This window comes from Frigoribacterium sp. CFBP 13729, assembly GCF_014841875.1.
Classification (GTDB): Bacteria; Actinomycetota; Actinomycetes; order Actinomycetales; family Microbacteriaceae; genus Frigoribacterium.
Genome location: NZ_JACYUR010000001.1, coordinates 89,316 through 111,356, shown reverse-complemented (window position 1 = coordinate 111,356; position 22,041 = coordinate 89,316). Strand labels below are relative to the sequence as shown.

17 protein-coding genes are annotated in these 22,041 nt (G+C 73.7%); 11 read left to right on the top strand and 6 right to left on the bottom strand.

The window, feature by feature from the left end; genetic code table 11:
• Nucleotides 1-14 precede the first annotated feature (14 nt).
• Nucleotides 15-1,553, top strand: a complete 1,539-nt coding sequence (locus IFT77_RS00440; protein ID WP_192168976.1) for a PucR family transcriptional regulator — start codon at nt 15-17, stop codon at nt 1,551-1,553.
• A gap of 25 nt (nt 1,554-1,578) precedes the next feature.
• Nucleotides 1,579-3,756 carry an ATP-dependent DNA helicase RecQ gene (locus tag IFT77_RS00435; protein WP_192168975.1) on the top strand — a complete coding sequence of 726 codons (2,178 nt, stop codon included), beginning with the start codon at nt 1,579-1,581 and terminating at the stop codon, nt 3,754-3,756.
• A 69-nt stretch (nt 3,757-3,825) separates the two neighbouring features.
• On the opposite strand, the gene IFT77_RS00430 is transcribed toward IFT77_RS00435, so the two are convergent.
• Both IFT77_RS00430 and IFT77_RS00425 read right to left on the bottom strand, forming a co-directional pair.
• Nucleotides 3,826-5,445: a molybdopterin-dependent oxidoreductase gene (locus IFT77_RS00430; protein WP_244638372.1), complete on the bottom strand. Its 1,620-nt coding sequence runs from the start codon at nt 5,443-5,445 to the stop codon at nt 3,826-3,828.
• Between the two features lie 119 nt (nt 5,446-5,564).
• Nucleotides 5,565-5,849, bottom strand: a complete 285-nt coding sequence (locus tag IFT77_RS00425; RefSeq protein WP_192041525.1) for a hypothetical protein — start codon at nt 5,847-5,849, stop codon at nt 5,565-5,567.
• 48 nt (nt 5,850-5,897) lie between these two features.
• On the opposite strand from IFT77_RS00425, the gene IFT77_RS00420 reads away from it, so the two are divergent.
• The gene (locus IFT77_RS00420) at nt 5,898-6,254 is read left to right on the top strand and encodes a hypothetical protein (protein WP_192168974.1); all 357 of its coding nucleotides are present in this window, start codon (nt 5,898-5,900) and stop codon (nt 6,252-6,254) included.
• Between the two features lie 126 nt (nt 6,255-6,380).
• Here IFT77_RS00420 and IFT77_RS00415 read toward each other — a convergent pair whose 3' ends face one another.
• Both IFT77_RS00415 and IFT77_RS00410 read right to left on the bottom strand, forming a co-directional pair.
• Nucleotides 6,381-8,888, bottom strand: a complete 2,508-nt coding sequence (locus tag IFT77_RS00415) for a glycoside hydrolase family 65 protein (RefSeq protein WP_192168973.1) — start codon at nt 8,886-8,888, stop codon at nt 6,381-6,383.
• Nucleotides 8,885-9,751, bottom strand: a complete 867-nt coding sequence (locus tag IFT77_RS00410) for a beta-phosphoglucomutase family hydrolase (RefSeq protein WP_192168972.1) — start codon at nt 9,749-9,751, stop codon at nt 8,885-8,887. The genes IFT77_RS00415 and IFT77_RS00410 overlap by 4 nt, the downstream gene beginning before the upstream one ends.
• Nucleotides 9,752-9,946: 195 nt before the next feature.
• On the opposite strand from IFT77_RS00410, the gene IFT77_RS00405 reads away from it, so the two are divergent.
• Both IFT77_RS00405 and IFT77_RS00400 read left to right on the top strand, forming a co-directional pair.
• Nucleotides 9,947-13,549 (top strand): DEAD/DEAH box helicase, encoded by a 3,603-nt coding sequence (locus IFT77_RS00405; protein ID WP_192168971.1) that lies wholly within the window; start codon nt 9,947-9,949, stop codon nt 13,547-13,549.
• Nucleotides 13,550-13,632: 83 nt separating this feature from the next.
• On the top strand, nt 13,633-14,028 hold the full coding sequence (locus tag IFT77_RS00400) for a hypothetical protein (protein ID WP_192041521.1): 396 nt from the start codon (nt 13,633-13,635) through the stop codon (nt 14,026-14,028).
• A 198-nt stretch (nt 14,029-14,226) separates the two neighbouring features.
• On the opposite strand, the gene IFT77_RS00395 is transcribed toward IFT77_RS00400, so the two are convergent.
• Nucleotides 14,227-15,345 carry an SDR family oxidoreductase gene (locus IFT77_RS00395; protein WP_192041520.1) on the bottom strand — a complete coding sequence of 373 codons (1,119 nt, stop codon included), beginning with the start codon at nt 15,343-15,345 and terminating at the stop codon, nt 14,227-14,229.
• A gap of 122 nt (nt 15,346-15,467) precedes the next feature.
• Here IFT77_RS00395 and IFT77_RS00390 point away from each other — a divergent pair, with 122 nt between their 5' ends.
• The 3 genes from IFT77_RS00390 (at nt 15,468) to IFT77_RS00380 (ending at nt 19,850) form a co-directional block, all read left to right on the top strand.
• Nucleotides 15,468-16,136, top strand: coding sequence for a T6SS immunity protein Tdi1 domain-containing protein (locus IFT77_RS00390; protein WP_192041519.1), 669 nt, complete (start codon nt 15,468-15,470; stop codon nt 16,134-16,136).
• Between the two features lie 10 nt (nt 16,137-16,146).
• On the top strand, nt 16,147-17,982 hold the full coding sequence (locus IFT77_RS00385) for a threonine/serine exporter ThrE family protein (protein WP_244638371.1): 1,836 nt from the start codon (nt 16,147-16,149) through the stop codon (nt 17,980-17,982).
• A gap of 80 nt (nt 17,983-18,062) precedes the next feature.
• Nucleotides 18,063-19,850 (top strand): DEAD/DEAH box helicase, encoded by a 1,788-nt coding sequence (locus tag IFT77_RS00380; RefSeq protein WP_192168970.1) that lies wholly within the window; start codon nt 18,063-18,065, stop codon nt 19,848-19,850.
• A gap of 176 nt (nt 19,851-20,026) precedes the next feature.
• Here IFT77_RS00380 and IFT77_RS00375 read toward each other — a convergent pair whose 3' ends face one another.
• On the bottom strand, nt 20,027-20,380 hold the full coding sequence (locus IFT77_RS00375; protein ID WP_192041517.1) for a hypothetical protein: 354 nt from the start codon (nt 20,378-20,380) through the stop codon (nt 20,027-20,029).
• Nucleotides 20,381-20,573: 193 nt separating this feature from the next.
• Between IFT77_RS00375 and IFT77_RS00370 the strand changes: the two genes are divergently transcribed.
• The 3 genes from IFT77_RS00370 (at nt 20,574) to IFT77_RS00360 (ending at nt 21,995) form a co-directional block, all read left to right on the top strand.
• A complete protein-coding gene (locus IFT77_RS00370) occupies nt 20,574-20,930 on the top strand; it encodes a hypothetical protein (RefSeq protein WP_192041516.1) in 357 nt (118 codons plus the stop codon).
• A gap of 173 nt (nt 20,931-21,103) precedes the next feature.
• Nucleotides 21,104-21,403, top strand: coding sequence for a hypothetical protein (locus IFT77_RS00365; RefSeq protein WP_192041515.1), 300 nt, complete (start codon nt 21,104-21,106; stop codon nt 21,401-21,403).
• A 109-nt stretch (nt 21,404-21,512) separates the two neighbouring features.
• Nucleotides 21,513-21,995, top strand: a complete 483-nt coding sequence (locus IFT77_RS00360) for a very short patch repair endonuclease (protein ID WP_192041514.1) — start codon at nt 21,513-21,515, stop codon at nt 21,993-21,995.
• The last annotated feature ends 46 nt before the right edge of the window (nt 21,996-22,041 follow it).

Sequence of the window (22,041 nt, the reverse complement as noted above, 5' to 3'; positions counted from 1 at the left end):
GCTAGGTTCAGCGCGTGCGCCCCACCGTCCGAGCCCTCGTCCGCCAGGCTCCCCTCGGCCTGCGCCTCCTCGACCCGACCACGCGCACCGACGAGCCGCTCTCGTGGGTGCACAGCTCCGACCTCGTCGACCCGTCGCCCTTCGTCGCCGCCTCGACCATGCTGCTGACGACGGGCAGCCAGTTCGGCGCCGACGCGACGCAGGACGACTACGACGCCTGGGTCGGCCGGGTCGTCGGCGCCGGCGTGGTCGCCCTCGGGTTCGGCGCCGGCGTGCACCGGCCCGACACGCCCGTCGAGCTCGTGCTCGCCGCCTCCGCCCTCGGGGTGCCCGTCGTCGAGGTCCCCTGGCGCACCCCCTTCATCGCCGTCGCCCGCTGGGCGGCCGACCAGCTGGCCGAGGAGGCGCGCGACCGCGACCGCTGGACGCTGCGGGCCCAGCGCGCGGTCTCGGTGGCGGCCATCGGCGACGGCGGGCTCGACGCCGTGCTGCGGGTGCTCGGCGAGCAGCTCGGCGGGTCGGTCGTGCTTCACGGGTCGGACGCCGCGGCCGACGAGGGACGGGTCGACCAGCGGCAGGTCGACCAGGGGCAGGGCGACCAGCGGCAGGTCGAGGCCGAGGTCGCGCGGCTCCTGCGCCGCGGGGCCCGGGCCGGCAGCACCGTGACCGTCCCCGGCGCCGTCGTGTCGCTGCAGACCCTCGGCCGGCGGGACGGCCTCCGCGGCGTCCTCGCCGTCCGCACCCCCGCCGAGCTCGACACGGCCGCCCGCGCCGTCCTCATCAGCGTCGTCGCCCTCGCCGAGGTCACCCTCGAGCGCGACGTCGCCCGGCTGCGCGGGCAGCGCGAGCTGTGGCGGCAGGTGTGGTCGCTGCTGGTGGCAGGGCAGGTCGAGGTGGCACGGTCCATCACACGGTCGGTCGGTGTGGGCATCGCCGCGGGACCGGTCGTCGTGGCCCTCGCCGCGCCTCCTCGCGACTCGCCCGACCGCGCGACCGAGGCCGTCGAGCGGCTCGCCGCCGGTCGGCCCGACGTCTTCGTCGCGCTCGTCGACGGGAGGATCGCCGTGCTCGCCGCCGAGAGCGCCGTCGACCTGCCCGCGCTCGCCGCCGCCCACGGCCTGCGGATCGGCGTCTCGGACGTCACCGACCTCGACCACCTCGCCGGTGCCGCGGCACAGGCCGAGCGCGCCCTCGCCGTCGCGACGTCGTCCGCCGAGGAGGCGGTGGTCACCTGGGCGAGCCTCGCGGCCGGCGGCCTCGTGGCCGCGCTCTGGTCGGAGGGGGCCGCCGAGCTCGCGTCGTCCCGCCTCGCCCCCGTGGTCGCCCTGCCCGACGGCGACGAGCTGCTCGCCTGCTGCCGGACGTGGCTCGAGCACAACGGCGCCTGGGACCCGGCCGCCCGCCGACTCGGCCTGCACCGCCACAGCCTCCGCGCGCGGGTGGCCAAGGTCGAGTCCGTGCTGGGGCTGCCGCTCGACGGCTTCGCCGGGCGGGCCGAGCTGTGGGCGCTGTTGCAGGCCGCGGGCGCGGGGGGCGGCACCGGGCCTCGCTGACGGTGGCCCGTGACAGCATGGCGGGATGACGACGAGCAGCAGCCCGGCCAACACCGCGACCGACCGTCCCGCAGCGACTCACACTGACGGGGCGACCGACATCGACGCCGAGGCCCTCGAGCTGCTGCGGGCCCTGACGGGCCGTGACGACGCCGTGTTCCACGACGGCCAGCTCGAGGCGATCCGGGCGCTCGTCGCCGACCGTCGTCGCGCCCTCGTCGTGCAGCGCACCGGCTGGGGCAAGTCGGCCGTCTACTTCATCGCGACCCTGCTGCTCCGCCGCCGGGGCGGCGGGCCGACGCTGCTGGTGTCGCCGCTCCTCGCCCTGATGCGCGACCAGGTGGCCGCGGCGAGCCGCGCGGGCGTGCGGGCGGTCGCGGTCAACTCGGCGAACGCGCACGAGTGGTCCGACGTGCAGCAGGCCCTCGCGGCCGACGAGGTCGACGTGCTGCTCGTCTCGCCCGAGCGGCTCAACAACCCGCGGTTCCGCGACGAGCAGCTGCCGGTGCTGGTGGCCCGCCTCGGAATGCTCGTCGTCGACGAGGCGCACTGCATCAGCGACTGGGGCCACGACTTCCGGCCCGACTACCGGCGGCTCGCCGACCTCATCCGCACCCTGCCGACGACGGTGCCCGTGCTGGCCACGACGGCGACCGCGAACGAGCGGGTCGTCGCCGACGTGGAGGAGCAGCTGACGGCGGGGCCGGACGACCAGGTGCTGACGATCCGCGGCTCGCTGGCCCGCGCCTCCCTGCGGCTCGGCGTGCTGACGCTGCCCACCTCGCGTGACCGGCTCGGCTGGCTGCTCAGCCACCTCGACGACCTGCCGGGCAGCGGCATCATCTACACGCTCACCGTCTCGGCGGCCGACGACACGGCCCGCCTGCTCCGTGAGGCCGGCCACGCGGTGCGCTCGTACTCGGGCCGCACCGACAACGAAGAGAGGGAGGCGCTCGAGGGCCAGCTCAAGCGCAACGAGCTCAAGGCGCTCGTCGCCACCAGCGCCCTCGGCATGGGATTCGACAAGCCCGACCTCGGCTTCGTGGTGCACCTCGGGGCGCCGTCGTCGCCCGTCGCCTACTACCAGCAGATCGGCCGCGCGGGGCGCGCGACCGACAACGCCGACGTGCTGCTGCTGCCGGGCACGGAGGACGCCGAGATCTGGCAGTACTTCGCGACCGCCTCGATGCCGTCCGAGGCCCGCGCGTCAGCTGTCCTCGCCGAGCTCGGCGACACGCCGCTGTCGACGCCGGCCCTCGAGGCCCGGGTCGACGTCAAGCGCTCGCCGCTCGAGCTGATGCTCAAGGTGCTCGACGTCGACGGCGCGGTGTCGCGGGTGCAGGGCGGCTGGGTCAGCACGGGTCGGCCCTGGGTCTACGACGCCGAGCGCTACGGGCGCATCGGCGAGGCACGGGTCGCGGAGCAGCAGTCGATGATCTCCTACGAGCGCGCGACGACCTGCCGCATGCAGATGCTCCAGCTCGACCTCGACGACCCGGCCGCGGCACCCTGCGGCCGGTGCGACATCTGTGCCGGTGCCTGGTACCCGAGCGAGATCGGCGGCGAGGCCGCCGCGTCGGCCTCGACCTCCCTCGACCGGGTCGGCGTCGAGATCGAGCCCCGGGCCCAGTGGCCGACGGGCGCCGACCGGGCTGGAGTTCCCGCCAAGGGCAAGATCGCCGAGGGCGAGCGAATCGAGACCGGCCGCGCGCTGGCCCGCCTCACCGACCTCGGCTGGGGCACGACGCTGCGCCAGGTCTTCGCGGCCGGTGCCGAGGATGCACCGCTCACCAAGGCGCTGCTCGACGGGGTGGTCCGCGTGCTCAAGGAGTGGCCGTGGGCCGAGCGTCCGGTCGGCGTCGTCGCGATGCCGTCGTCGTCGCGGCCGCAGCTCGTCGGCTCGCTCGCCGAGGCGATCAGCAGCGTGGGGCGCCTCCCCCTGCTCGGCTCGCTCACCCCGACGCGACCATCGGCCGGTCGGGGCAGCGGAGGAGGCGGCAACAGCGTCTACCGCCTCGCCGACGTCTGGCAGGCGGTCGAGGTCGGCCCCGAGCTGGCGGCCGCGCTGGCGCAGGTCTCCGGGCCCGTGCTGCTCGTCGACGACCTCGTCGACAGCCGCTGGACGATGACGACCGCCGGGCGCGAGCTGCGCCGAGCGGGGGCGTCGGCCGTGCTGCCGTTCTCGCTGGGCGTCGTGGGCTGAGCTCGTTCGCCGAGCCGGCCTGTCGGGGGTGACGGGCTGACGGGCTGACGAACTGACAGGCTGCCGCGCTCAGCGCACCGACACCGCGTGCTCGTCCCAGCCCTCCGCGCCGTTGGGCGCGGGCGGCAGCTCGGTCTCCGACTGGACGGTCCCGTCGGCGCTCGTCGCCCGCACGCGCAGCGTGTGCCCGCCCGACGACGCCGACCAGCGGTAGACCCACTGCACCCAGGTGTCAGGCGAGATCGACTCCGCCAGCTCGGCCTCGTCCCACGCGCCTCCGTCGACCTGCACCTCGACGCGCGAGACGCCGGTGTGCGGGTGCCAGGCCACTCCGGCGACGGCGACCGTGCCGGCGTCGACGGTCGTCCCGGCGGCGGGCACGTCGATGCGCGACTCGAGCTTGACCGGGCCGAGTGCGTCCCAGCCGCGAGGGGTCCAGTAGCCCTCGGCGTCGGCGAAGCGCGTCACCTCGAGCTCGGTCACCCACTTCGTCGCCGAGACGTAGCCGAAGAGGCCGGGCACGACGAGGCGAGCGGGGAACCCGTGCTCCTGGGGCAGGGGCTGGCCGTTCATGCCGATCGCGAGCAGCGCCTCCGTGTCGTCGTCCTGCAGCACCTCGAGCGGCGTGCCCGCAGTGAAGCCGTCGATGCTGCGCGAGAGCACCATGTCGGCGCCAGCCTGCGGCCGAGCCCGAGCGAGCAGGTCGCGGAGCGGGTGGCCGAGCCAGAGCGCCGTGCCGATCAGCGTGCCGCCGACCTCGTTCGAGACGCAGCTGAGCGTGGCCGTGTGCTCGACGAGCGGCAGGGCGAGCACGTCGTCGAACGTGAGCACCACCTCCTCGTCGACCAGGCCGTGGATGCGCAGCGACCAGTCCGCCGGGTCGATGCCGGGCACCCGCAGGGCGGTGTCGATCCGGTAGAACTCGTCGTTCGGCGTGATGTACGACGTGAGGCCGTCGACGTCGAGCGAGGCGCCTGCGGGCACCGCCTCCTCGACGGTCGCCGCGGCGGGCAGGCGCAGGGCCGCGCGCAGCTGCGTCACGTTCGCCCGCGTCGCGTTCCAGGCACGGGCACCGGTGCCGAGCACGACCGACGCCGCACCGGCCGCGCCCGCGAGCAGCACGAAGCTGCGACGCTCCAGGCCGGGGCCGCGGAGGGGCGGCGCGGGCACCGAGGCCTCGGACCAGCCGGTGCGGGTGGTCGCCTGCCAGCGGGAGAGCCTCCGGACGAGCGCCGTGAGGAGGAGCAGGGCGACGAGTGTACCCACGGCGGTGGGCACCCCGTCGATGCTCGACGAGTCGGCACGGGTGAGCACGGCGATCATCGCGAGCACTCCCCCGAGGCCGAAGACGACCTTGCCCGCCGGGGGTCGACGGAGCTCGGCGATGCCCGCGCCCGCCGTGACGACGGCGAGCAGCACGCCCATCAGGGTGAAGAGCGCGATCTTGTCGCCGGTGCCGAAGAGGGCGACCATCGTGTCCTTGGCCACGGGAGGCGCCAGGTCGATCACCGCGGAGCCCACCGCGTAGAGCGGGCTGCCGCCCGGGCCGGTCACGACGGCGGCGAGCTCGGCCGAGGCGAGGAACGCCGCCGCCGAGACGACGCCGGCGACCGCGGCCCAGCCCGAGGAGGCGCGGGTCGACATGCCCTCGCGGGTCGCTGCTGCGGGTGGGTCGAGGCGCACGGACATGCGGTCAGGCTAGGCGGCGCCGCTCGGGATCCGCTGGGGCCGGACGAGGCGACCGGGCACGGGTCGTCGGCCCGCTGCGGGTCGTCGGCGGCCGGCGGTCACGTTCGGTCGGCCGTCGGTCACTCGTCGTCGTCGACGAGGCTCTCCATCAGCTCGACGATGAACGCGACGGACGACTCGGACCCGGCGGCCGGCTCGACGTCGTCGTCCGCGTCGACGACGAGCAGCGGGATGCCGGGGCCGACCACGAGCTGCGCCATGTGGGCCACGCCGCCGAGGCGAGCGGCGACCGGCACGCGGAAGGTGCGGTCGTCGTCGCTGAACTCCATGGCGGCGGCGAGCAAGACCTCGGCCAGCTCGTCGGTCACGATCAGTTCCTGGCCTGCGTAGAACAGCGTCTTCATGGCTGCCACCCTACGGGCGCGGCGCGCGCGTGCCGTAGCCTCGGGCGCATGGCAGAGAAGCGAGCACCCCAGGTCGAGACCGGCGACGCGGACGTGACCCGCGCCTCCTTGGAGCTGTCGCTGCCGGTGTCGCTGTTGGCGGGCGTCGTGCGCCGCGCCGTGCAGTCGACTCCCGCGTTCTCGTTCACGTCGGCCGACGAGCAGGGCGCGCGGCTGATCCGCCGCTCTGCGACGGCGAGCGACGCCGACACCGTCCACCTCGTCTTCGAGGAGGCGGGCGCGGGCAGCCGCGTCTCCGGCGAGGTGCACGCGCCGGCCGGCACCATCGGCGTCAGCGTCAAGAAGCGCGACGCCGACACGATCGCGCTGTTCGACGCCATCGCGTCGGCGGCCGGGCCCTTCTAGCCCGTCGCTCGAGCTAGCCGAGCCGAGCCACCCCGAGCCCGACCCCGACCCCGAGACCGAGAACGGCCGGCCCCTCCGAGGAGGTGCCGGCCGCGTTCCCGAGGACGTCGAGCGCTGGCTCGCTGGCTACGACGAGGCCTCGTCGTCGTCGTGCCGGTCGGCGCTGATCGTCGGGATCGACGCCGTGATGACCGAGCCGTCGGCCCGGACCAGCCCGCGCAGGTCGCTCGTCGTCGGCACCTTCGTCGTGATGCGGGGCCCCTGGTCGTCGAGCGCGACGCGCACCGGGCGATCGCTCGGCACCTCGACGGTCTCGCCGCGGACGCTGACCGTGAGGCCCTCGCCGTCCTCGATCGTGAAGACGATCTCGTCGACGGCCAGCTCGACGCGGAGGCGGCTGCCCTTGACCGTCAGCCGGAACGTGAGCTCCTCCCAGTCGGCGGGCAGGCGCGGGTCGAAGCTGATGCCGCCGAGGTAGTCGCGCATGCCGCCGTAGCCGTTCACCAGCGCGCTCCAGATGCCGCCGGTCGACGCGACGTGGACGCCGTCGGCCGTGTTGCGGTGCAGGTCGGCGAGGTCGACGTAGAGCGACGACAGGAAGTACTGCATCGAGAGCTGGTGGTGGCCCACCTCGGCCGCGATGATCGACTGGACGACGCCCGAGAGGGTCGAGTCGCCCGTCGTCAGGGCGTCGTAGTACTCGAAGTCGCGCAGCTTCTGCTCGGCCGTGAACTCGTCGCCCTGCAGGAACAGCGCGAGCACGACGTCGGCCTGCTTGAGCACCTGGAACCGGTAGATCACCAGCGGGTGGTAGTGCAGCAGCAGGGGGCGCTTGTTGGCGGGCGTCGCGTCGAGGTCCCACAGCTCCTTGTCGAGGAACTGCGCGTCCTGCGGGTGGATGCCTCGGTGCTCGTCGTAGGGGATCTCCATCGCCTCGGCCGCGAGCTGCCACCCCGTGATCTCGTGGTCGTCGAGGCCGAGCCGGGCGACCATCCGCTCGTGGGCGACCGGCGACTCCTCGGCGAGCTTCGCCACGTAGCGGACCGCGGCCCGGAGGTTCGCCCGCGCCATCACGTTCGTGTAGAGGTTGTCGTCGACGACCGTCGTGTACTCGTCGGGGCCCGTGACGCCGTCGATGTGGAACCGCTGGTCGCCGTTGGAGCGCCAGAAGCCGAGGTCGGCCCAGAGGCGGGCGGTCTCGACGAGGATGTCGACCCCGCCGCGCTCCATGAAGTCGAGGTCGCCCGTGGCCTGCACGTACTGGCTCAGGGCGTGGCTGATGTCCGCGTCGATGTGGTACTGCGCCGTGCCGGCCGCGTAGTACGCCGACGACTCCAGGCCGTTGATGGTCCGCCACGGGAAGAGCGCCCCGCGCTGGTTCAGCTCGCCCGCCCGGTCCCGGGCCGCGTCGAGCATCCCGAGGCGGAAGCGCAGCGCGTTGCGCGCCACGTTGGGCGCGGTGTAGGTGAGGAACGGGAGCACGTAGATCTCGGTGTCCCAGAAGTAGTGGCCGCCGTAGCCGGAACCCGTCACGCCCTTGGCCGCGATGCCCTGGCCGTCGGTGCGGGCCGTCGCCTGGGCGAGCTGGAAGAGGTTCCAGCGCACGGCCTGCTGGATCTCGGGCTGGCCCCCGACGACGACGTCGGTCCGGGCCCAGTAGTCGTCGAGCCAGGCGCGCTGCTTGTCGAACATCGCCTGGGGCGGCTCCTCCGCGGCGCGGTCGAGCGTGCGGTCGCAGCGGTCGGCGAGCTCGCGCGGGGGCACGCCGCGGCTCGTGTGGTACGTCACCGTCTTGATCATCCGCACGGGCACGCCGGCCTTCGCCCGCACCCGGTAGACGTGCTTCGAGAGGTCGTCGTCGATCGACGACGACTCGTCCCACTCGTTGTCCGTCTCCATCAGGTGGTCGGCGCCGACCGCGATGGTCATGCCCGAGTTCGTCGTGCGGTAGCCGAGCACCGCGCGCGCGCCTCCGTTGCGGGCGAGGACCGGCTGCAGCACCCGGTCCTCGAACGACTCGGCGCGGCGGGGGTCGAAGGCGTCGGCCGCCGCGCGCATGCCCGCGTGGTACTCGTCGCCCATGTCCTGGCGGTTGAGGATCTGGCTCGAGATCAGCAGCGACGCGTCCGCGTCGAGCACGGTGACCTCGTAGTCGATGATCGCGAGGTGGCGGTCCTCGAGGCTGACCAGCCGACGGCTCGTCACGAGCACGCGCTTGCCCGAGGGCGTCCGCCACTCGACCTCGCGGCTCAGGACGCCGTCCTGGAAGTCGAGACGCCGGCAGTGCCGCAGGATGTCGGCCTCGAACAGCACGAACGGCTCGTCGTCGACGTAGAGCCGGATCACCTTGGCGTCGGGCACGTTGACGATCGTCTGGCCGACGCGGGCGAAGCCGAACGCTTCCTCGGCGTGGCGGATGGGCCACGTCTCGTGGAACCCGTTCACGTAGGTGCCGAACGAGTGGCCGCCCCGGCCCTCGTCGGGGTTGCCGCGGAGGCCGAGGTAGCCGTTGCCGACGGCGAAGATCGTCTCGGTGACGCCCTCGTCGCCCTGGTTGTACTCGTCCTCGACGAGCGCCCACTCGTCGACGGGGAACCGGTTGCGGTCGAGCGGGTCGGAGGTGATGTGGTTCACGGCTGTGCCTCTGCGGTCTCGGTGCTGGTCGTGTCGGTGGTGGTGCCGGCGCTGGTGGCGGCGGCGGTGCCGGCCGCAGCCGTGCGGACCGGGTCGGTCGTCGAGGAGGCGCGGGCCGAGCCGAGCGCGACCACCACCTCCTGCAGGTCGTCGACGACCACGTCGGCGCCGGAGCGGAGCAGGGCGTCGCGGCCGGTGCCGCGGTCGACGCCGAGCACGAGGCCGAAGGAGCCCGCGCGGCCAGCCTCGACCCCGCTCGTCGCGTCCTCGACGACGACGCAGTCCGCGGCCGTGAGGCCGAGGCGGCGGGCGCCCTCGAGGTAGGTGTCGGGGGCGGGCTTGCCCGCGATCCCCTCGGCGGCTGCCACCGCGCCGTCGACGATCACGTCGAAGCGGTCGCGCAGGCCCGCGGCCACGAGGACGGGCACGGCGTTGCGCGAGCTCGAGACGACGGCGACCCTCACGCCCAGGGCGATCGCGCGGTCGAGGAACTCGACGCTGCCCGGGTAGGGCTCGACGCCGTTCTCGTCCAGCTCGGCCGCGAAGACGGCGTTCTTGCGGTTGCCGAGGCCGCGCACGGTCTCGGCGTCCGGGCTGTCGTCGTCCGTGCCCTCGGGCAGCTCGACGCCGCGTGCGGCGAGCATCGCGCGGACGCCGTCGTAGCGGGGGCGCCCGTCGACGTGCTCGAAGTAGTCGGCGTCGGTGTACGGATCCAGCCCGTGCGCCGAGAACCAGTCGTTGAAGAGGCGGGACCAGGCGCGCATGTGCACCTCGGCAGTGGGCGTGAGCACGCCGTCGAGGTCGAAGAGGAGCGCGCCGAGCTCGCCGAGGCGGGACGCGTCGCGCGGGAGGGTGGAGGCCATGCACAGGTCCTTGGAGGAGGGGGTCGGTCAGAGGCGTTCGGAGCGCCCCGGGGCGACGACGGCCCGTGGTGCGTCACAAGTCTGGCACCAGCGCGAGCTCGTCGACGACGAGGCGCGCAGGGCACCGCCGACCGGGCGCGCCGAGGCCTGGACGAGGACGGCGTCGATGTCGTCGGCACCTGACAGCATGGGGTCATGAACGCGTCCCCGGAGCCCGGTGCACCCGCGCCCCTGGTCGACGCCGTCGACGTCATCCGCCTGGTCGGGCCTCGCGCTTTCTCCCGCGCCAAGGAATACGCGAGGGACGACCACGTCCTCTCCTCCTCGTGGGACGTCGAGGGGCAGGCGCTCACGGCCGAGGTGCGCGGCAGCGTTGCCGCGCCCTACCGGTGCCGCGTCGTCCTCGCCCCGGGCCGCGGCGAGCACGGTCGCCCCACGAGCAGCGAGTGCAGCTGCCCGCTCGGCGGCGACTGCAAGCACGTCGCCGCCGCGCTGCTGGCCAACAACGCACGGGTGCTGACGCCCGGGGCGGGGTTCGTGCAGGCCGCCTCGACCGCCGGAGGCGCGGGCTGGTCGACGGGCATCGCCGGCGACGACGAGACGGTCGCCTCCTCCGGCGGTGCCGCGGGGGCCTCGATCTCGACCGCGGCCGGCCCCGGCACGGGTCCCTCCTCCTCCTTTGACTGGCGTTCGCGCCTGTCGCAGCTCACCGATCCGCCGCGGCCGGTCGACGCCCGCACCACCCGGATGGGCCTCCTCTTCGAGCGTCGACCGCGGGCACGACCGTCGCGCAGCCGGTGGGACGCCCCCTCGCCCGCACCGCTCGTCGACGCGCACGACCGTGCCTCGGGCGGGCTGGGCCGGGGCGGGACGGGTGGGGGCGGGCTGGTGACGGGGGCCTCCCTCGGCGGGCCGGCGGGCGCCTCCTGGCGTCTCGGGGTGCGACCGGTCAGCCTCAGCCGCACGGGCAACTGGGTGCGGGGCGACCTGACGTGGACGTCGCTGCCGTACCAGATGAACCGGCTGCAGATCGCGGCCGACGTGCACGCCTGGTTCGGCCAGTTCGCGGCCCTGCACCGCTCGGTGCACGCGGCCTACGTGCCGGGCGAGAGCGACTGGCTGATGCTCGACGACTTCTCCAGTCCGCTGCTCTGGCCCCTGCTCGACGAGGCCGACCGGCTCGGGATCGCCCTGGTGACGGGCAAGCGGAGCACCGACGTCACCGTCGCCTCGAGCGCCCGCGTGAGCGTCGACGCTCGACGCGACGACGACGGGGGCCTCGTCCTCGTGGCGGGCGTGACGGTCGACGGCGCGCTGCGCACGGGCGACGAGACGGGCACGGTGGCCGACCACGGCGTCTACCTCGTGACGCCCGACCCCTCCTTGTCGATCGTGCTCGCGCCGACGCCGGTGCCGCTCGGCGACGAGCAGCGACGGCTGCTGACGTCGGCGCGCGAGGTCGTCGTGCCCGCCGACGACGCGGACGAGTTCCTCCGCGACTTCTACCCCTCGCTGCAGCAGGCCGTGGCGGTGACGAGCAGCGACGACTCCGTCGTGTTCCCCGAGGTGCTGCCGCCGCAGCTCGTGCTGACGGCCGCGTTCGGCACGGGCGACAGCCTCACGCTCGCCTGGCACTGGGAGGTCGCGGGCCGCGTCGTGCCCCTCGGCTCGGCGGCGCCGGCACCCGGGGTCGTCGTGCCCGACGTCGAGTCATGGGGGGTCCCCGCCCGGGGAACGAGGCTCCGCGGGGTCGCGGCGGCCGAGTTCGCACACGCGCGCCTCCCCGACCTCGAGGCTCGACGCGACGTCCGCGTCGACGTCGTCGGGGAGCGCCCCGACTACCGCGAGCTCACGGAGGCGCCGCACCTGACCGTGACGACGATCGAGACCGACAAGCGCGACTGGTTCGACCTCGGCGTGCTCGTCACGATCGAGGGGCGCACCGTGCCGTTCGTCCCGCTGCTCACGGCGCTGGCCAAGCGGCAGCGCAAGATGCTGCTCGTCGACAAGTCGTACCTCTCGCTGACGCACCCGGCCTTCGACGAGCTCAAGCGCCTGATCGACGAGGCGACCTCGCTCGACGAGTGGGAGGTCGAGACGCCGCGCATCAGCCGCTACCAAGCCGGGCTCTGGGCCGAGTTCGACGACCTCGCCGACGCGACCGTGCAGGCCGAGAGCTGGCGGCGGACGGTGGGCGGGCTGCTCGCGCTGGCCGATGCGGCCGAGGGTGCCGACGGCGCTGAGGGCGCCGACGACGGTGACCGTGGCCCTGCCGGCGTCGTGGCCGCTGCCTCGTCGGTGTCGGTCCCCATGTCGGTCACGGCGACGCTCCGGCCCTACCAGCTCGAGGGCTTCCGCTGGCTGGCGTTCCTGTACGAGCACGGGCTCGGCGGGGTCCTCGCCGACGACATGGGGCTCGGCAAGACGCTGCAGACGCTCGCGCTGGTCGCGCACGTCCGCGAGACCGAGGCAACCGCAGCGGCAGCGGCAGCAGCAGCAGCAGCAGCAGCGAGCGCCGGCTCCTCCGGCGGCGGCGACTCGCCCGACGCCCCGACGCCTGCCCCGTTCCTCGTCGTCGCCCCCACCTCCGTCGTCTCGGGCTGGGCCGCCGAGGCCGCGCGCTTCACCCCGGGCCTCACGGTCCGCACGATCACCGAGACCGAGGCGAAGAGCCGCGGGAGCCTGCGGGAGGCGGCGGCCGAGGCCGACGTGGTGGTCACCTCCTACGCGTTGTTCCGTCTCGACTTCGCGGCGTACTCCGCGCACTCGTGGGCGGCGCTGGTGCTCGACGAGGCCCAGAACGTGAAGAACCCGCAGTCGCAGACGCACCGGTGCGCCGTCGACCTCGACGTGCCGGTGACGATCGCCATCACGGGCACCCCGCTCGAGAACGGCCTGCTGGACCTCTGGGCCCTGTTCCGCATCGTCGCGCCCGGGCTGCTCTCGACGAGCGTCCGCTTCTCGGACGACTGGCTGAAGCCGATCGCGACAGGTGAGCGCCCCGAGCTGCTGCAGGCGCTGCGGCGTCGGATCCGCCCGTTGATGCTGAGGCGCACGAAGGAGCTCGTGGCACCCGAGCTGCCGGAGAAACAGGAACAGGTGCTCCGCGTCGACCTGGCACCCGCGCACCGCGAGCTCTACGACGCGTTCCTGCAGCGGGAGCGCCTCAAGCTGCTCGACCTCATCGACGACCTCGACCGCAACCGGTTCATCGTGTTCCGCTCGCTCACCCTGCTGCGGATGCTCGCGCTCGACGCGGTGCTGATCGACCCTGCCTACGACGACGTGCCCTCGGCGAAGCTCGACCAGCTGCTCGACGAGATCGACGACGTGGTCGCGGGCGGGCACCGTGCGCTCGTGTTCAGCCAGTTCACGTCGTTCCTGTCACGCGTCGCCGACCGACTCGCCGAGAGGGGGGTCGCCCACGAGTACCTCGACGGGTCGACGAGGCGCCGGGCCGACGTGATCGAGCGGTTTCGCTCGGGCGGGTCGCCGGTGTTCCTCATCAGCCTCAAGGCCGGCGGGGTCGGCCTCAACCTGACCGAGGCCGACTACGTCTTCGTGCTCGATCCGTGGTGGAACCCCGCCGCCGAGTCGCAGGCGGTCGACCGCGCCCACCGCATCGGCCAGACGAAGCGGGTGATGGTCTACCGGATGATCGCGAACGACACGATCGAGGAGAAGGTCCTCGCGCTCAGCCGCAAGAAGGCCGCCCTCTTCGACGCGGTCGTCGACGACGACGCCGTCTTCAGCTCGTCGCTCACCGCGGACGACATCCGCGGCCTGCTCGACGCCTGACGCGCGCTGCCTCCGAGCTGTCCGACGCACGTTGCCTCCGAGCTGCCTGACGATCGCTCGCGAGTGCGGCGTACGGTCGCCGCATGGACGAGACGACACCGACCGACCGCACGCCCGAGCGCGACGCCGCAGAGCTCGCACTCGCGATCGTGTCCCAGGCCGCCGCCATCACGCAGGGCGACGACGAGGCGCTCGACGCCAGCGACGACAACCTGCGCGAGGTCATCGCCGAGCAGGCCGACGAGCCTCTGACCGAACAGCAGGAGGCGGTCGTCTCGACCCTGGGAGCCGCTGGAGGCAGCCTCGCGGCCGGCCTCAGCGCAGCCCTGGCCGAGGCGCGCGGCGTCGACGCCACCGTGGTGCTCGGCGCCACGGCGCAGTCGATCCTCGCCCACGCGGACGACGTGCCCCTCGCGGAGGGCGCCCCCCGCCTCGACGACGCGTCCGACGGCCCGGCGGACGACCCGCGCCTCCCCTAGTCGCCGGCCCGCGCCTCCTCGACTTAGCCCGCCTTCCGCCAATGCCGACCATCGGCAGCGCATCTGGCTTCCACCACCCGGAAAAACCACTATTGCGGGTACGACGGTCGGCATTTGCGGTCCCGCGGCGCGTCAGACGTCCCGAGCCGGTGTGGAGTCCGGAGAGCCCGCGGGCCCCGCGGGCGCGGCGCAGCCGCCCTACGGCACCAGGTGTGCCGCGCGGTACCGGTCGAAGAGCTCGGTGAACGCACGCTCGGTGCGGCGGAACCCGACGAACCCGGCCTCGCGGCTCTTGCCCATGTCGGTGACGACCTCCATCTCGCGGCCGAGGTCGGCGTCGGTGTGCCACCACGACGCGACGCGCGCGAGGTCCGGCTCGACGAGGCCGTGACGTGCGGCGAGCGCCGCCCAGTCGTCCTCGCGACCGGCCATCTGCACCTCGAGCGGCTGCGGCGCGCCCGACGGACCGGAGACCAGCGACGCGTCCACGCCGAGGTGCGCGGCGAGGCGGGGCCACATCCAGCGCCAGCGGAACACGTCGCCGTTGACGACGTTGAACGGCTCGTCCGCGCCGGCAGGGTCGGTCGACGCCCAGACCATGTGGTCGGCGAGCAGGCCGGCGTCGGTCATGTCGGTGAGCGAGTTCCACTGCGTCTCGCTGCCCGGGAACACGAACGGCAGCCCGTGCTCGCGGCTCAGCGCGGCCGCCGCGGCGATCGTGAGGCCCATGTTCATCGCGTTGCCGACGGCGTAGCCGATCACGGTGTGCGAGCGGTGCACCGACCAGGTGAAGCCCTGGCGCGCGGCGGCGGCGAAGACCTCGTCCTCCTGCGCGTAGTAGAAGTTCGGGGTGTCGAGGCGGGGCTCCTCCTCGTGGAACGGCGTGTCGGGCATCTCGCCCGCGGCGTACGCCTCGAACGGGCCGAGGTAGTGCTTCAGGCCGGTGACCAGGGCGACGTGCTGCACCGGCGCGTGCGCCAGGGCGGCGAGCAGGTCGCGGACCATGCCCGCGTTGACCGCGATGTTCTCGGCCTCGGTCTCCTGGCGCGACCAGGCCGTGAAGAAGACGTGGGTCGGGCGTTCGCCGGCCAGCGCCTCCTGCAGGCTGTCAGCACTGCGCAGGTCGGCGGCGATGCCGCGGACGCCGGGGGCCGAGGAGGCGCGGCGCGACAGCGCGAGGACGTCCCAGCCGTCCGCCGTGAGGCGCTCGACCAGCGCGGTGCCGGTGATGCCGCTCGCACCGACCACGAGCGCGGTGCGCGGGGCGGAGGTGGAGGTGGTCGAGGGGTCAGGGGAAGTGGTGTCGGCAGAGCTCATCCGTGGTGCAACCGGCCCGGCGCCTGTGCATTCCCGCAGGTGGGTCCTGCGCTCGGGCGGACCACCTCCTGAGTTCTCGTCAGCTCTCGACGGGCGCGCGCGGTCCCCCTAAGCTCACGCGAATGAGGAACCCGTTCCGGCGCTCGACGACGAGCCCCCAGGACACCGCGGTCGCACCCGACAGCGCGCCTGCCAGCACCCCCGCCGGGCCGGCGCCCGAGCTGGTGGCCGCGCCTGCTGCCGACCCCGCCTCCGGGCCCGGGGCCGAGCCCGCGTCCGGCTCGCCCGGCTACCACCTCCTCCCGTCGCCCCGGCCCGTCGGCGACCTGCCCGGCTGGGAGGGGCTGCACCGCTCGTACACCGACGTCGTCGGCTACTCGCACCTGGGGCACGTGTTCCTCCACGACCGGCGGCAGGGCACCTTCGGGGTGCTGCACCCGTTCCGCGACGCGTTCAAGGACTACGGCCGCTTCGACTCCCTCGAGCACTTCGACGCCATGGTCCTGTCCGACGAGGGCTTCGACGAGTTCGTCCTCCGCCGCCCCCACCTCGACGAGGTCGCCCGCCGCACGGGTCCCCTCGGTCCCGACCAGGTGTACGTGCCCGTGCCGTACCCGTTCCTCGGGGGCGACGAGTCGCCCGACAGCTACGACCGCGGCGACGTCTGGACGTTCCTCAGGATCGTCCCGCAGATGTTCGCCCGGCAGCGGGCGCAGGAGGCGGAGGCCGAGTCCGCGGGGGACGCGCCGGTCGCCGACGGTCGCAGCGACTCGCCGGGCGCGCCTGCCTAGACTCGTCCCGATGTCCGAACGCCCCGCCTCCGACCGACCTGCCGACCGCGACGGGACGCCGACCCGGGCGGGCACGCCTGGCTTCGCCGACGGCCCGCGGGCGTACGACCCGCCGCCCAGGCGACCTGCGGCGCCCGAGGCGGGACCCGCCGCCGACGGGTCTGCTCCCGTCGGCGCCCCGGGGACCGCCCCCGACGTGCCCGGCAGCAGCCCCGCCGGCCAGGGCACGCACCAGGAGGTGCCGGGGACCACCCGGGACCCTGCGGCTCCCTGGATCCCCACCTACCGGACGCCGCCGAAGGCCCCGGCCAAGGCGTCGGGGCGGGGTGCGCCCAAGGCGCCCCCGGCACCGCGTCCGGCGCGCGTCCGCCGTCGTCGGGTCGACGCGCAGGAGATGCGCGACGTCCGCGCCCGCCTGCGCGGCACGATCTACGAGGGCACGACGCCCGCCCACGGCCACCTCGGCGACCTCTACTCGCCGCGTCAGATCGTCGACTTCTGCCTCGACCTCGGCGAGGTGATGCTCGCCTCGGGCGCCGACGTCCGCACCGTCGAGGTCGCGATCGTCGCGGTCGGCACGAAGTGGAACCTGGCCCCGCTCGAGCTCGACATCACGGGCACCGCGATCACGGTGCAGTACACGCCCGTCGAGGGCCCTCCCCTCGTGAAGATGCGGGTCGTCGCGGCCGAGGGCAGCGATCTGCACCGGCTCTCGCTCGTCTACCAGATCGTCGACGAGCTGCTGCACGACGAACGCGACATGACGAGCGCCGTCGAGGGGCTGGTCACGGTGCTGCGCTCTCCCCCGCGCTGGCCGACCTGGATCACGGACGCGGCCATGGGCCTCTTCGGCGTCTCCGTCTCGCTGCAGGCCGGCGGCTCGCTCGCCGGCGCGGCGGGGGCCTTCGTCCTGATGGTCGGCGCGATGGTCCTCGGGCGCTGGCTCACCCGCAAGGGCATCCCGAACTTCTTCATCGTCGCCCTGCAGTCGGCGAGCGTCGCCGCCGTGGGGTCGCTCGCGATCTGGGCGGGCGCGGTCGGCGCCGGCAGCGCCGCCGCGATGGTGGCCGCCGTGGTGGTGCTGATCCTGCCCCACGTGACGATCGTCACCTGGGCCCAGGACGCCATCTCGGGCTTCCGCGCGATGGCGTTGTCCCGGGCGCTGATCATCGCCCTGATCGTGGCGGGGATCGCCGTGGGCATCCCCGGCGGGCTGGCCCTCACCTCCGGCCTGTCGATCGAGGTCGACCCGACCGACATCACGCTCCGGACCCTGCCGATCTGGCTCCTCCTCGTCACGACCTTCTTCGCCGCGTCGGCGACGGCCGTCACGCAGGGTGCCAACGCCCGCGTCGTGCCGGTCGCGATCGGCGTAGCCCTCGTCGGCACCGTCACCCTGTGGTGCCTGAAGCAGCTCGAGGTGCCCCTGCTCGGCGCGACGTTCCTGGTGGCCACCCTGCTCGGGGCGCTCAGCACCGTCATCGCGGCGCGCCTGCGCGTCTCGGCGACGGCCATCGCCGTGCCTGCCTTCTGCGGCTCGCTCCTGCCGTCGCTCGCCGTCGCCTCCGCGCTGCTCAACGTCATGGCGGGCACGGGCGGAGCAGCGCTCGACGTGGTCGGCTCCGTCTCGACGACGCTCGCCATCGGCGCCGGCCTGGTGCTCGGCAGCCTGCTGGCCACCCCCGGCGCGCGGCGCTCGCTGCGGCGCCGGGTGAAGCGCGTCGTCGTCCAGTCCGAGCGGCTCGACACCTCGCCCATCAGCATCGTCGGCCCGCAGACGCCGGCGCCGGGGACGACCGGCTCGGCAGGCGCAGCCGGCTCAAGAGGACCGACCGGCGGCGCCTGACCTGCCTCGCCGGGCGCGTCTCGACGACCCGCCAGCGCCGAGCGGCCGTGGGAGCAGCCGCAGTCCTCTACCCTTGCAGGATGAGCGACACCACCGAGAACGACACGATCGACGCCGATGCACCCGAGATCGGTCCGACGTTCTCGGACCTGGGTCTGAGCGACCAGGTGCTCAAGGCGATCAAGGAGATCGGCTACGAGACCCCCTCCGCCATCCAGGCGGCCACCATCCCCACCCTGCTCGGCGGACGCGACGTCGTCGGCCTGGCCCAGACCGGCACCGGCAAGACGGCTGCCTTCGCGCTGCCGATCCTGTCCCGACTCGACGTCTCGGCCAAGAAGCCGCAGGCCCTCGTCCTCTCGCCGACGCGCGAGCTGGCCCTGCAGGTCTGCGAGGCGTTCGAGCAGTTCGCCAGCGGCATGCGCGGCGTCCACGTGCTGCCCGTCTACGGCGGCCAGGCCTACGGCGTCCAGCTGAGCGCGCTGCGCCGCGGCGTCCACGTCGTCGTCGGCACGCCCGGCCGCATCATGGACCACCTGGCCAAGGGCACCCTCGACCTGAGCGAGCTCAAGTACCTCGTGCTCGACGAGGCCGACGAGATGCTCAAGATGGGCTTCGCCGAGGACGTCGAGACGATCCTCGCCGACACCCCCGACGACAAGCAGGTCGCGCTCTTCTCCGCGACGATGCCGCCCCAGATCCGCCGCATCTCGAAGCAGTACCTCAACGACGCCGAAGAGATCACGGTCAAGGCCAAGACCACGACCTCGGTCAACACGACCCAGCGCTACCTGATGGTGTCGTACCCGCAGAAGGTCGACGCCCTCACCCGCATCCTCGAGGTCGAGGCCTTCGAGGGCATGATCATCTTCGTCCGCACGAAGAGCGAGACCGAGACCCTCGCCGAGAAGCTGCGTGCCCGCGGCTACACGGCCGCCGCGATCAGCGGCGACGTGGCCCAGGCCCAGCGCGAGCGCACGGTCGGCCAGCTGAAGAGCGGCAAGCTCGACATCCTCGTCGCGACCGACGTCGCCGCCCGCGGCCTCGACGTCGACCGCATCACGCACGTCGTCAACTACGACCTCCCCATCGACACCGAGTCGTACGTGCACCGCATCGGCCGCACGGGCCGTGCCGGCCGCAGCGGTGCGGCGATCAGCTTCGTCACCCCCCGTGAGCGCCGCCTCCTCGGCGCCATCGAGAAGGCGACGCGCCAGCCGCTCACGCAGATGCAGCTGCCCACCCTCGAGGACGTCAACGTCACGCGCCTCGCGCGCTTCGACGACCAGATCACGGAGGCGCTCGCCCAGGAGGCGCGCATCAGCGCGTTCCGCGACATCATCGGCCACTACGTCGAGCACCACGACGTGCCCGAGGCTGACGTCGCCGCCGCCCTCGCGGTCGTGGCGCAGGGCGAGACGCCCCTGCTGCTCGACCCCGCCGACGAGCGTCCGGCTCGCCGTGACGATCGTCCGGCCCGCGACGACCGCGGCGCAGGATCCGGCTCGCGCGACGACCGTGGCGGGCGCTCCGACCGCGGCGACCGTGCCGAGCGCGGCCCCCGCACCTCGAAGCCGATGACCGCCTACCGGATCGAGGTCGGCCGTCGTCAGCGCGTCGAGCCCCGTCAGATCGTCGGCGCCCTCGCCAACGAGGGCGGCCTCAGCCGGGACGACTTCGGAGCGATCCAGATCCGTCCCGACTTCTCGATCGTCGAGCTCGCCTCGGACATCAGCCGCGACATGCTCGACCGCCTGGTCGACACCCGCATCAGCGGCACGCTGATCGAGATCAAGCCCGACCGTCGCAGCGGCGGCGCGCCCCGTCGCGACGGCGACCGCGACCGCGACCGCAAGCCCCGCTACTAGGCGCTGCGGCCGCGCCGGCCGGCTCCTGCGCTGGATACGCGAAAAGGGACAAGACACCTTCGGGCCCGAGGGTGCCTTGTCCCTTTTCGGGTGTTTCCCCTGCCCTGACCAGCGCGAGAGCCACAGAGCCGGCCTGAGGGCAGGAGGTACGGCGCGTGCGCGGGCCGTGCAGGAAGCTACGCGGCGCGCTGGCGACGTGCGCGCACCTGGCGCCGCACGAACTGGATCACGGCGAGCACGACCATCGCGGGCACGAGCACCGACAGGAGCCCGCTGAGCCCGTTCTCGAGCATGCCGAGCGACACCATGTCGTCGGTGACCTGCCGGGCGCCGACGAGCAGAGCGACCCCGACGAGGGCCGTGACGAGCGACAGCACGGCAGCGAGCCCGAAGACCCGGAGGCCGTCCCCACGCACGATCTGGATCAGCCCGTCGAGCAGGAACGACCCGATGAGCGGCAGCGCGACCGCCAGGAGCAGGACTCCCACGATCATCAGCAGCAGGCCCATGAGGCCGGTGGCGTCGAACACACGACCCCCCTCTCGTCGCAGCGACCCTAGCGACGTCGTCTGGGCGACGTCTGCCGTCCAGCCGTGAGCGAGCCCAGGAGCGCGACCCGCGCCTCCTCGGCCCCGGTCAGCAGGTGCGGGAGACGACCAGGCAAGATGGTCACGCGACCTTCGTCGCGCCTGCCTGCTCCGCCCCGATCCCGTGAGGACCGCCGTGAACACCCAGCCCGAGGGCGTGCCCGCCCTGTTCGGCATCGTCCAGCTCGCCCTGACGCTCGGTGCCGTGGTGCCGCTGGCTGTGGCCGTGCTGGCCGTCGTGCTCTTCGTGCCGAGGCAGAGGAGGCGCGCCACGGCGGACGACGCCCGTCGCCTGCACGACCTGGCTCGCGTCGGCCTGCTCGGCTCCGGCCTCGCGACCGCGGCCCTGCTCATCGGCCGGCTCGTGACGTCGGCGTCGGGCGGCGCCTCGTTCGTGTCGGGGGTGTCGTCGCCGCTGCTGGTGGTCGCGGTGCTGACGGTGGTCGTCTCCGGGGTGCTGTTCTTCGTGGTGGCGCCCAAGCCGCAGGACTGAGGCTCGCGACTCGGCCCGGCGCCTCGACGGCGCTCTGGCCGGGCGGCTCAGCCCCGGGGAGGAGACTCGTGCAGCCCGGTGTCGCATGATCCGACCGGTCTGTATCGTTGCGCGGCATGGACTCCCCGACGCCCCCGCCGTCGCCGGCGCCGTCTCCGGCAAGGCGTCGCCGTGTGCGCGTCGCCCGTGTCGTCGCCGTGCTCGGCGGCCTCGTGGGCGTCACTGCGGCGATCCTGCTCGTGAGCGTGCCGTGGTCCGTGCCGGGGCCGATCGTCGCCGCGACGGCGCTGGCGGTGACGGTGCCGACGGCGGGTGCGGTCGGAGCCGTCGCTGCGGTGACGACGGTGCTCCCCTCGAGCGAGCCGTCGGAGCACGAGGCCGTCGACGTCGCCCTGCTCGTCGTCGACGTCGCCATCGTCATGCTCGTGCTGCCGGGCGTCTGGCTGGTCGGCGTCCTGCTCGGCGGCCCCTGAGGCCGGTTCTGGCCTGCCGTTCCTCCTCCGAGCGACGCAGCCGTCGAGTGTCCACAGGCGACGCCGCCCGGGTGGGGTCGGGCGTCTCCTCGCCCTAGCGTCGTCATCCATGCCCTCCTCGTCGCACCCAGGGCGACCCACGACCGACGAGTTCGACTCGGACGCGGCGACGCGTCTCCGGATGAGCCGCATCCGCCGCCGCGACACGAAGCCCGAGTGGCTGCTGCGGAGGGCCCTGCACGCCCGCGGCTGGCGCTACTTCGTCGACCGGCCGGTGCGGGGCGTGAGCCGGTGCCGGCCCGACCTGCTGTTCCCGCGCCTCCTGGTGGCCGTCTTCGTGGACGGCTGCTTCTGGCACTTCTGCCCGGCGCACACCCATCTCCCCCGGGCGAACGCGACGTACTGGCACTCGAAGCTGCTCGCGAACCGGCAGCGCGACGCCCGTCACGACGCCGAACTGACCAGGGCGGGCTGGCGAGTCGTCCGCGTCTGGGAGCACGACCCCGCCGACGTCGCGCTGGCGACAGTCGAGGCCGTCCTCGTCGCCGCGCAGCGCGCCCGAGCCGCCGCCGCGAGGCGCCCGGCGATGTGAGAGCGACACGACGACGTGGTCTTCCGCGTCGTTCTGTCGCGTTCGC

Bases quoted from the DNA above. Each gene is read 5' to 3' on its own strand.
- IFT77_RS00435 (WP_192168975.1), top strand. From the start codon at position 1,579: ATGACGACGAGCAGCAGCCCGGCCAACACCGCGACCGACCGTCCCGCA.
- IFT77_RS00430 (WP_244638372.1), bottom strand. From the start codon at position 5,445: ATGTCCGTGCGCCTCGACCCACCCGCAGCAGCGACCCGCGAGGGCATG.
- IFT77_RS00425 (WP_192041525.1), bottom strand. From the start codon at position 5,849: ATGAAGACGCTGTTCTACGCAGGCCAGGAACTGATCGTGACCGACGAG.
- IFT77_RS00420 (WP_192168974.1), top strand. From the start codon at position 5,898: ATGGCAGAGAAGCGAGCACCCCAGGTCGAGACCGGCGACGCGGACGTG.
- IFT77_RS00410 (WP_192168972.1), bottom strand. From the start codon at position 9,751: ATGGCCTCCACCCTCCCGCGCGACGCGTCCCGCCTCGGCGAGCTCGGC.
- IFT77_RS00405 (WP_192168971.1), top strand. From the start codon at position 9,947: ATGAACGCGTCCCCGGAGCCCGGTGCACCCGCGCCCCTGGTCGACGCC.
- IFT77_RS00400 (WP_192041521.1), top strand. From the start codon at position 13,633: ATGGACGAGACGACACCGACCGACCGCACGCCCGAGCGCGACGCCGCA.
- IFT77_RS00395 (WP_192041520.1), bottom strand. From the start codon at position 15,345: ATGAGCTCTGCCGACACCACTTCCCCTGACCCCTCGACCACCTCCACC.
- IFT77_RS00390 (WP_192041519.1), top strand. From the start codon at position 15,468: ATGAGGAACCCGTTCCGGCGCTCGACGACGAGCCCCCAGGACACCGCG.
- IFT77_RS00385 (WP_244638371.1), top strand. From the start codon at position 16,147: ATGTCCGAACGCCCCGCCTCCGACCGACCTGCCGACCGCGACGGGACG.
- IFT77_RS00380 (WP_192168970.1), top strand. From the start codon at position 18,063: ATGAGCGACACCACCGAGAACGACACGATCGACGCCGATGCACCCGAG.
- IFT77_RS00360 (WP_192041514.1), top strand. From the start codon at position 21,513: ATGCCCTCCTCGTCGCACCCAGGGCGACCCACGACCGACGAGTTCGAC.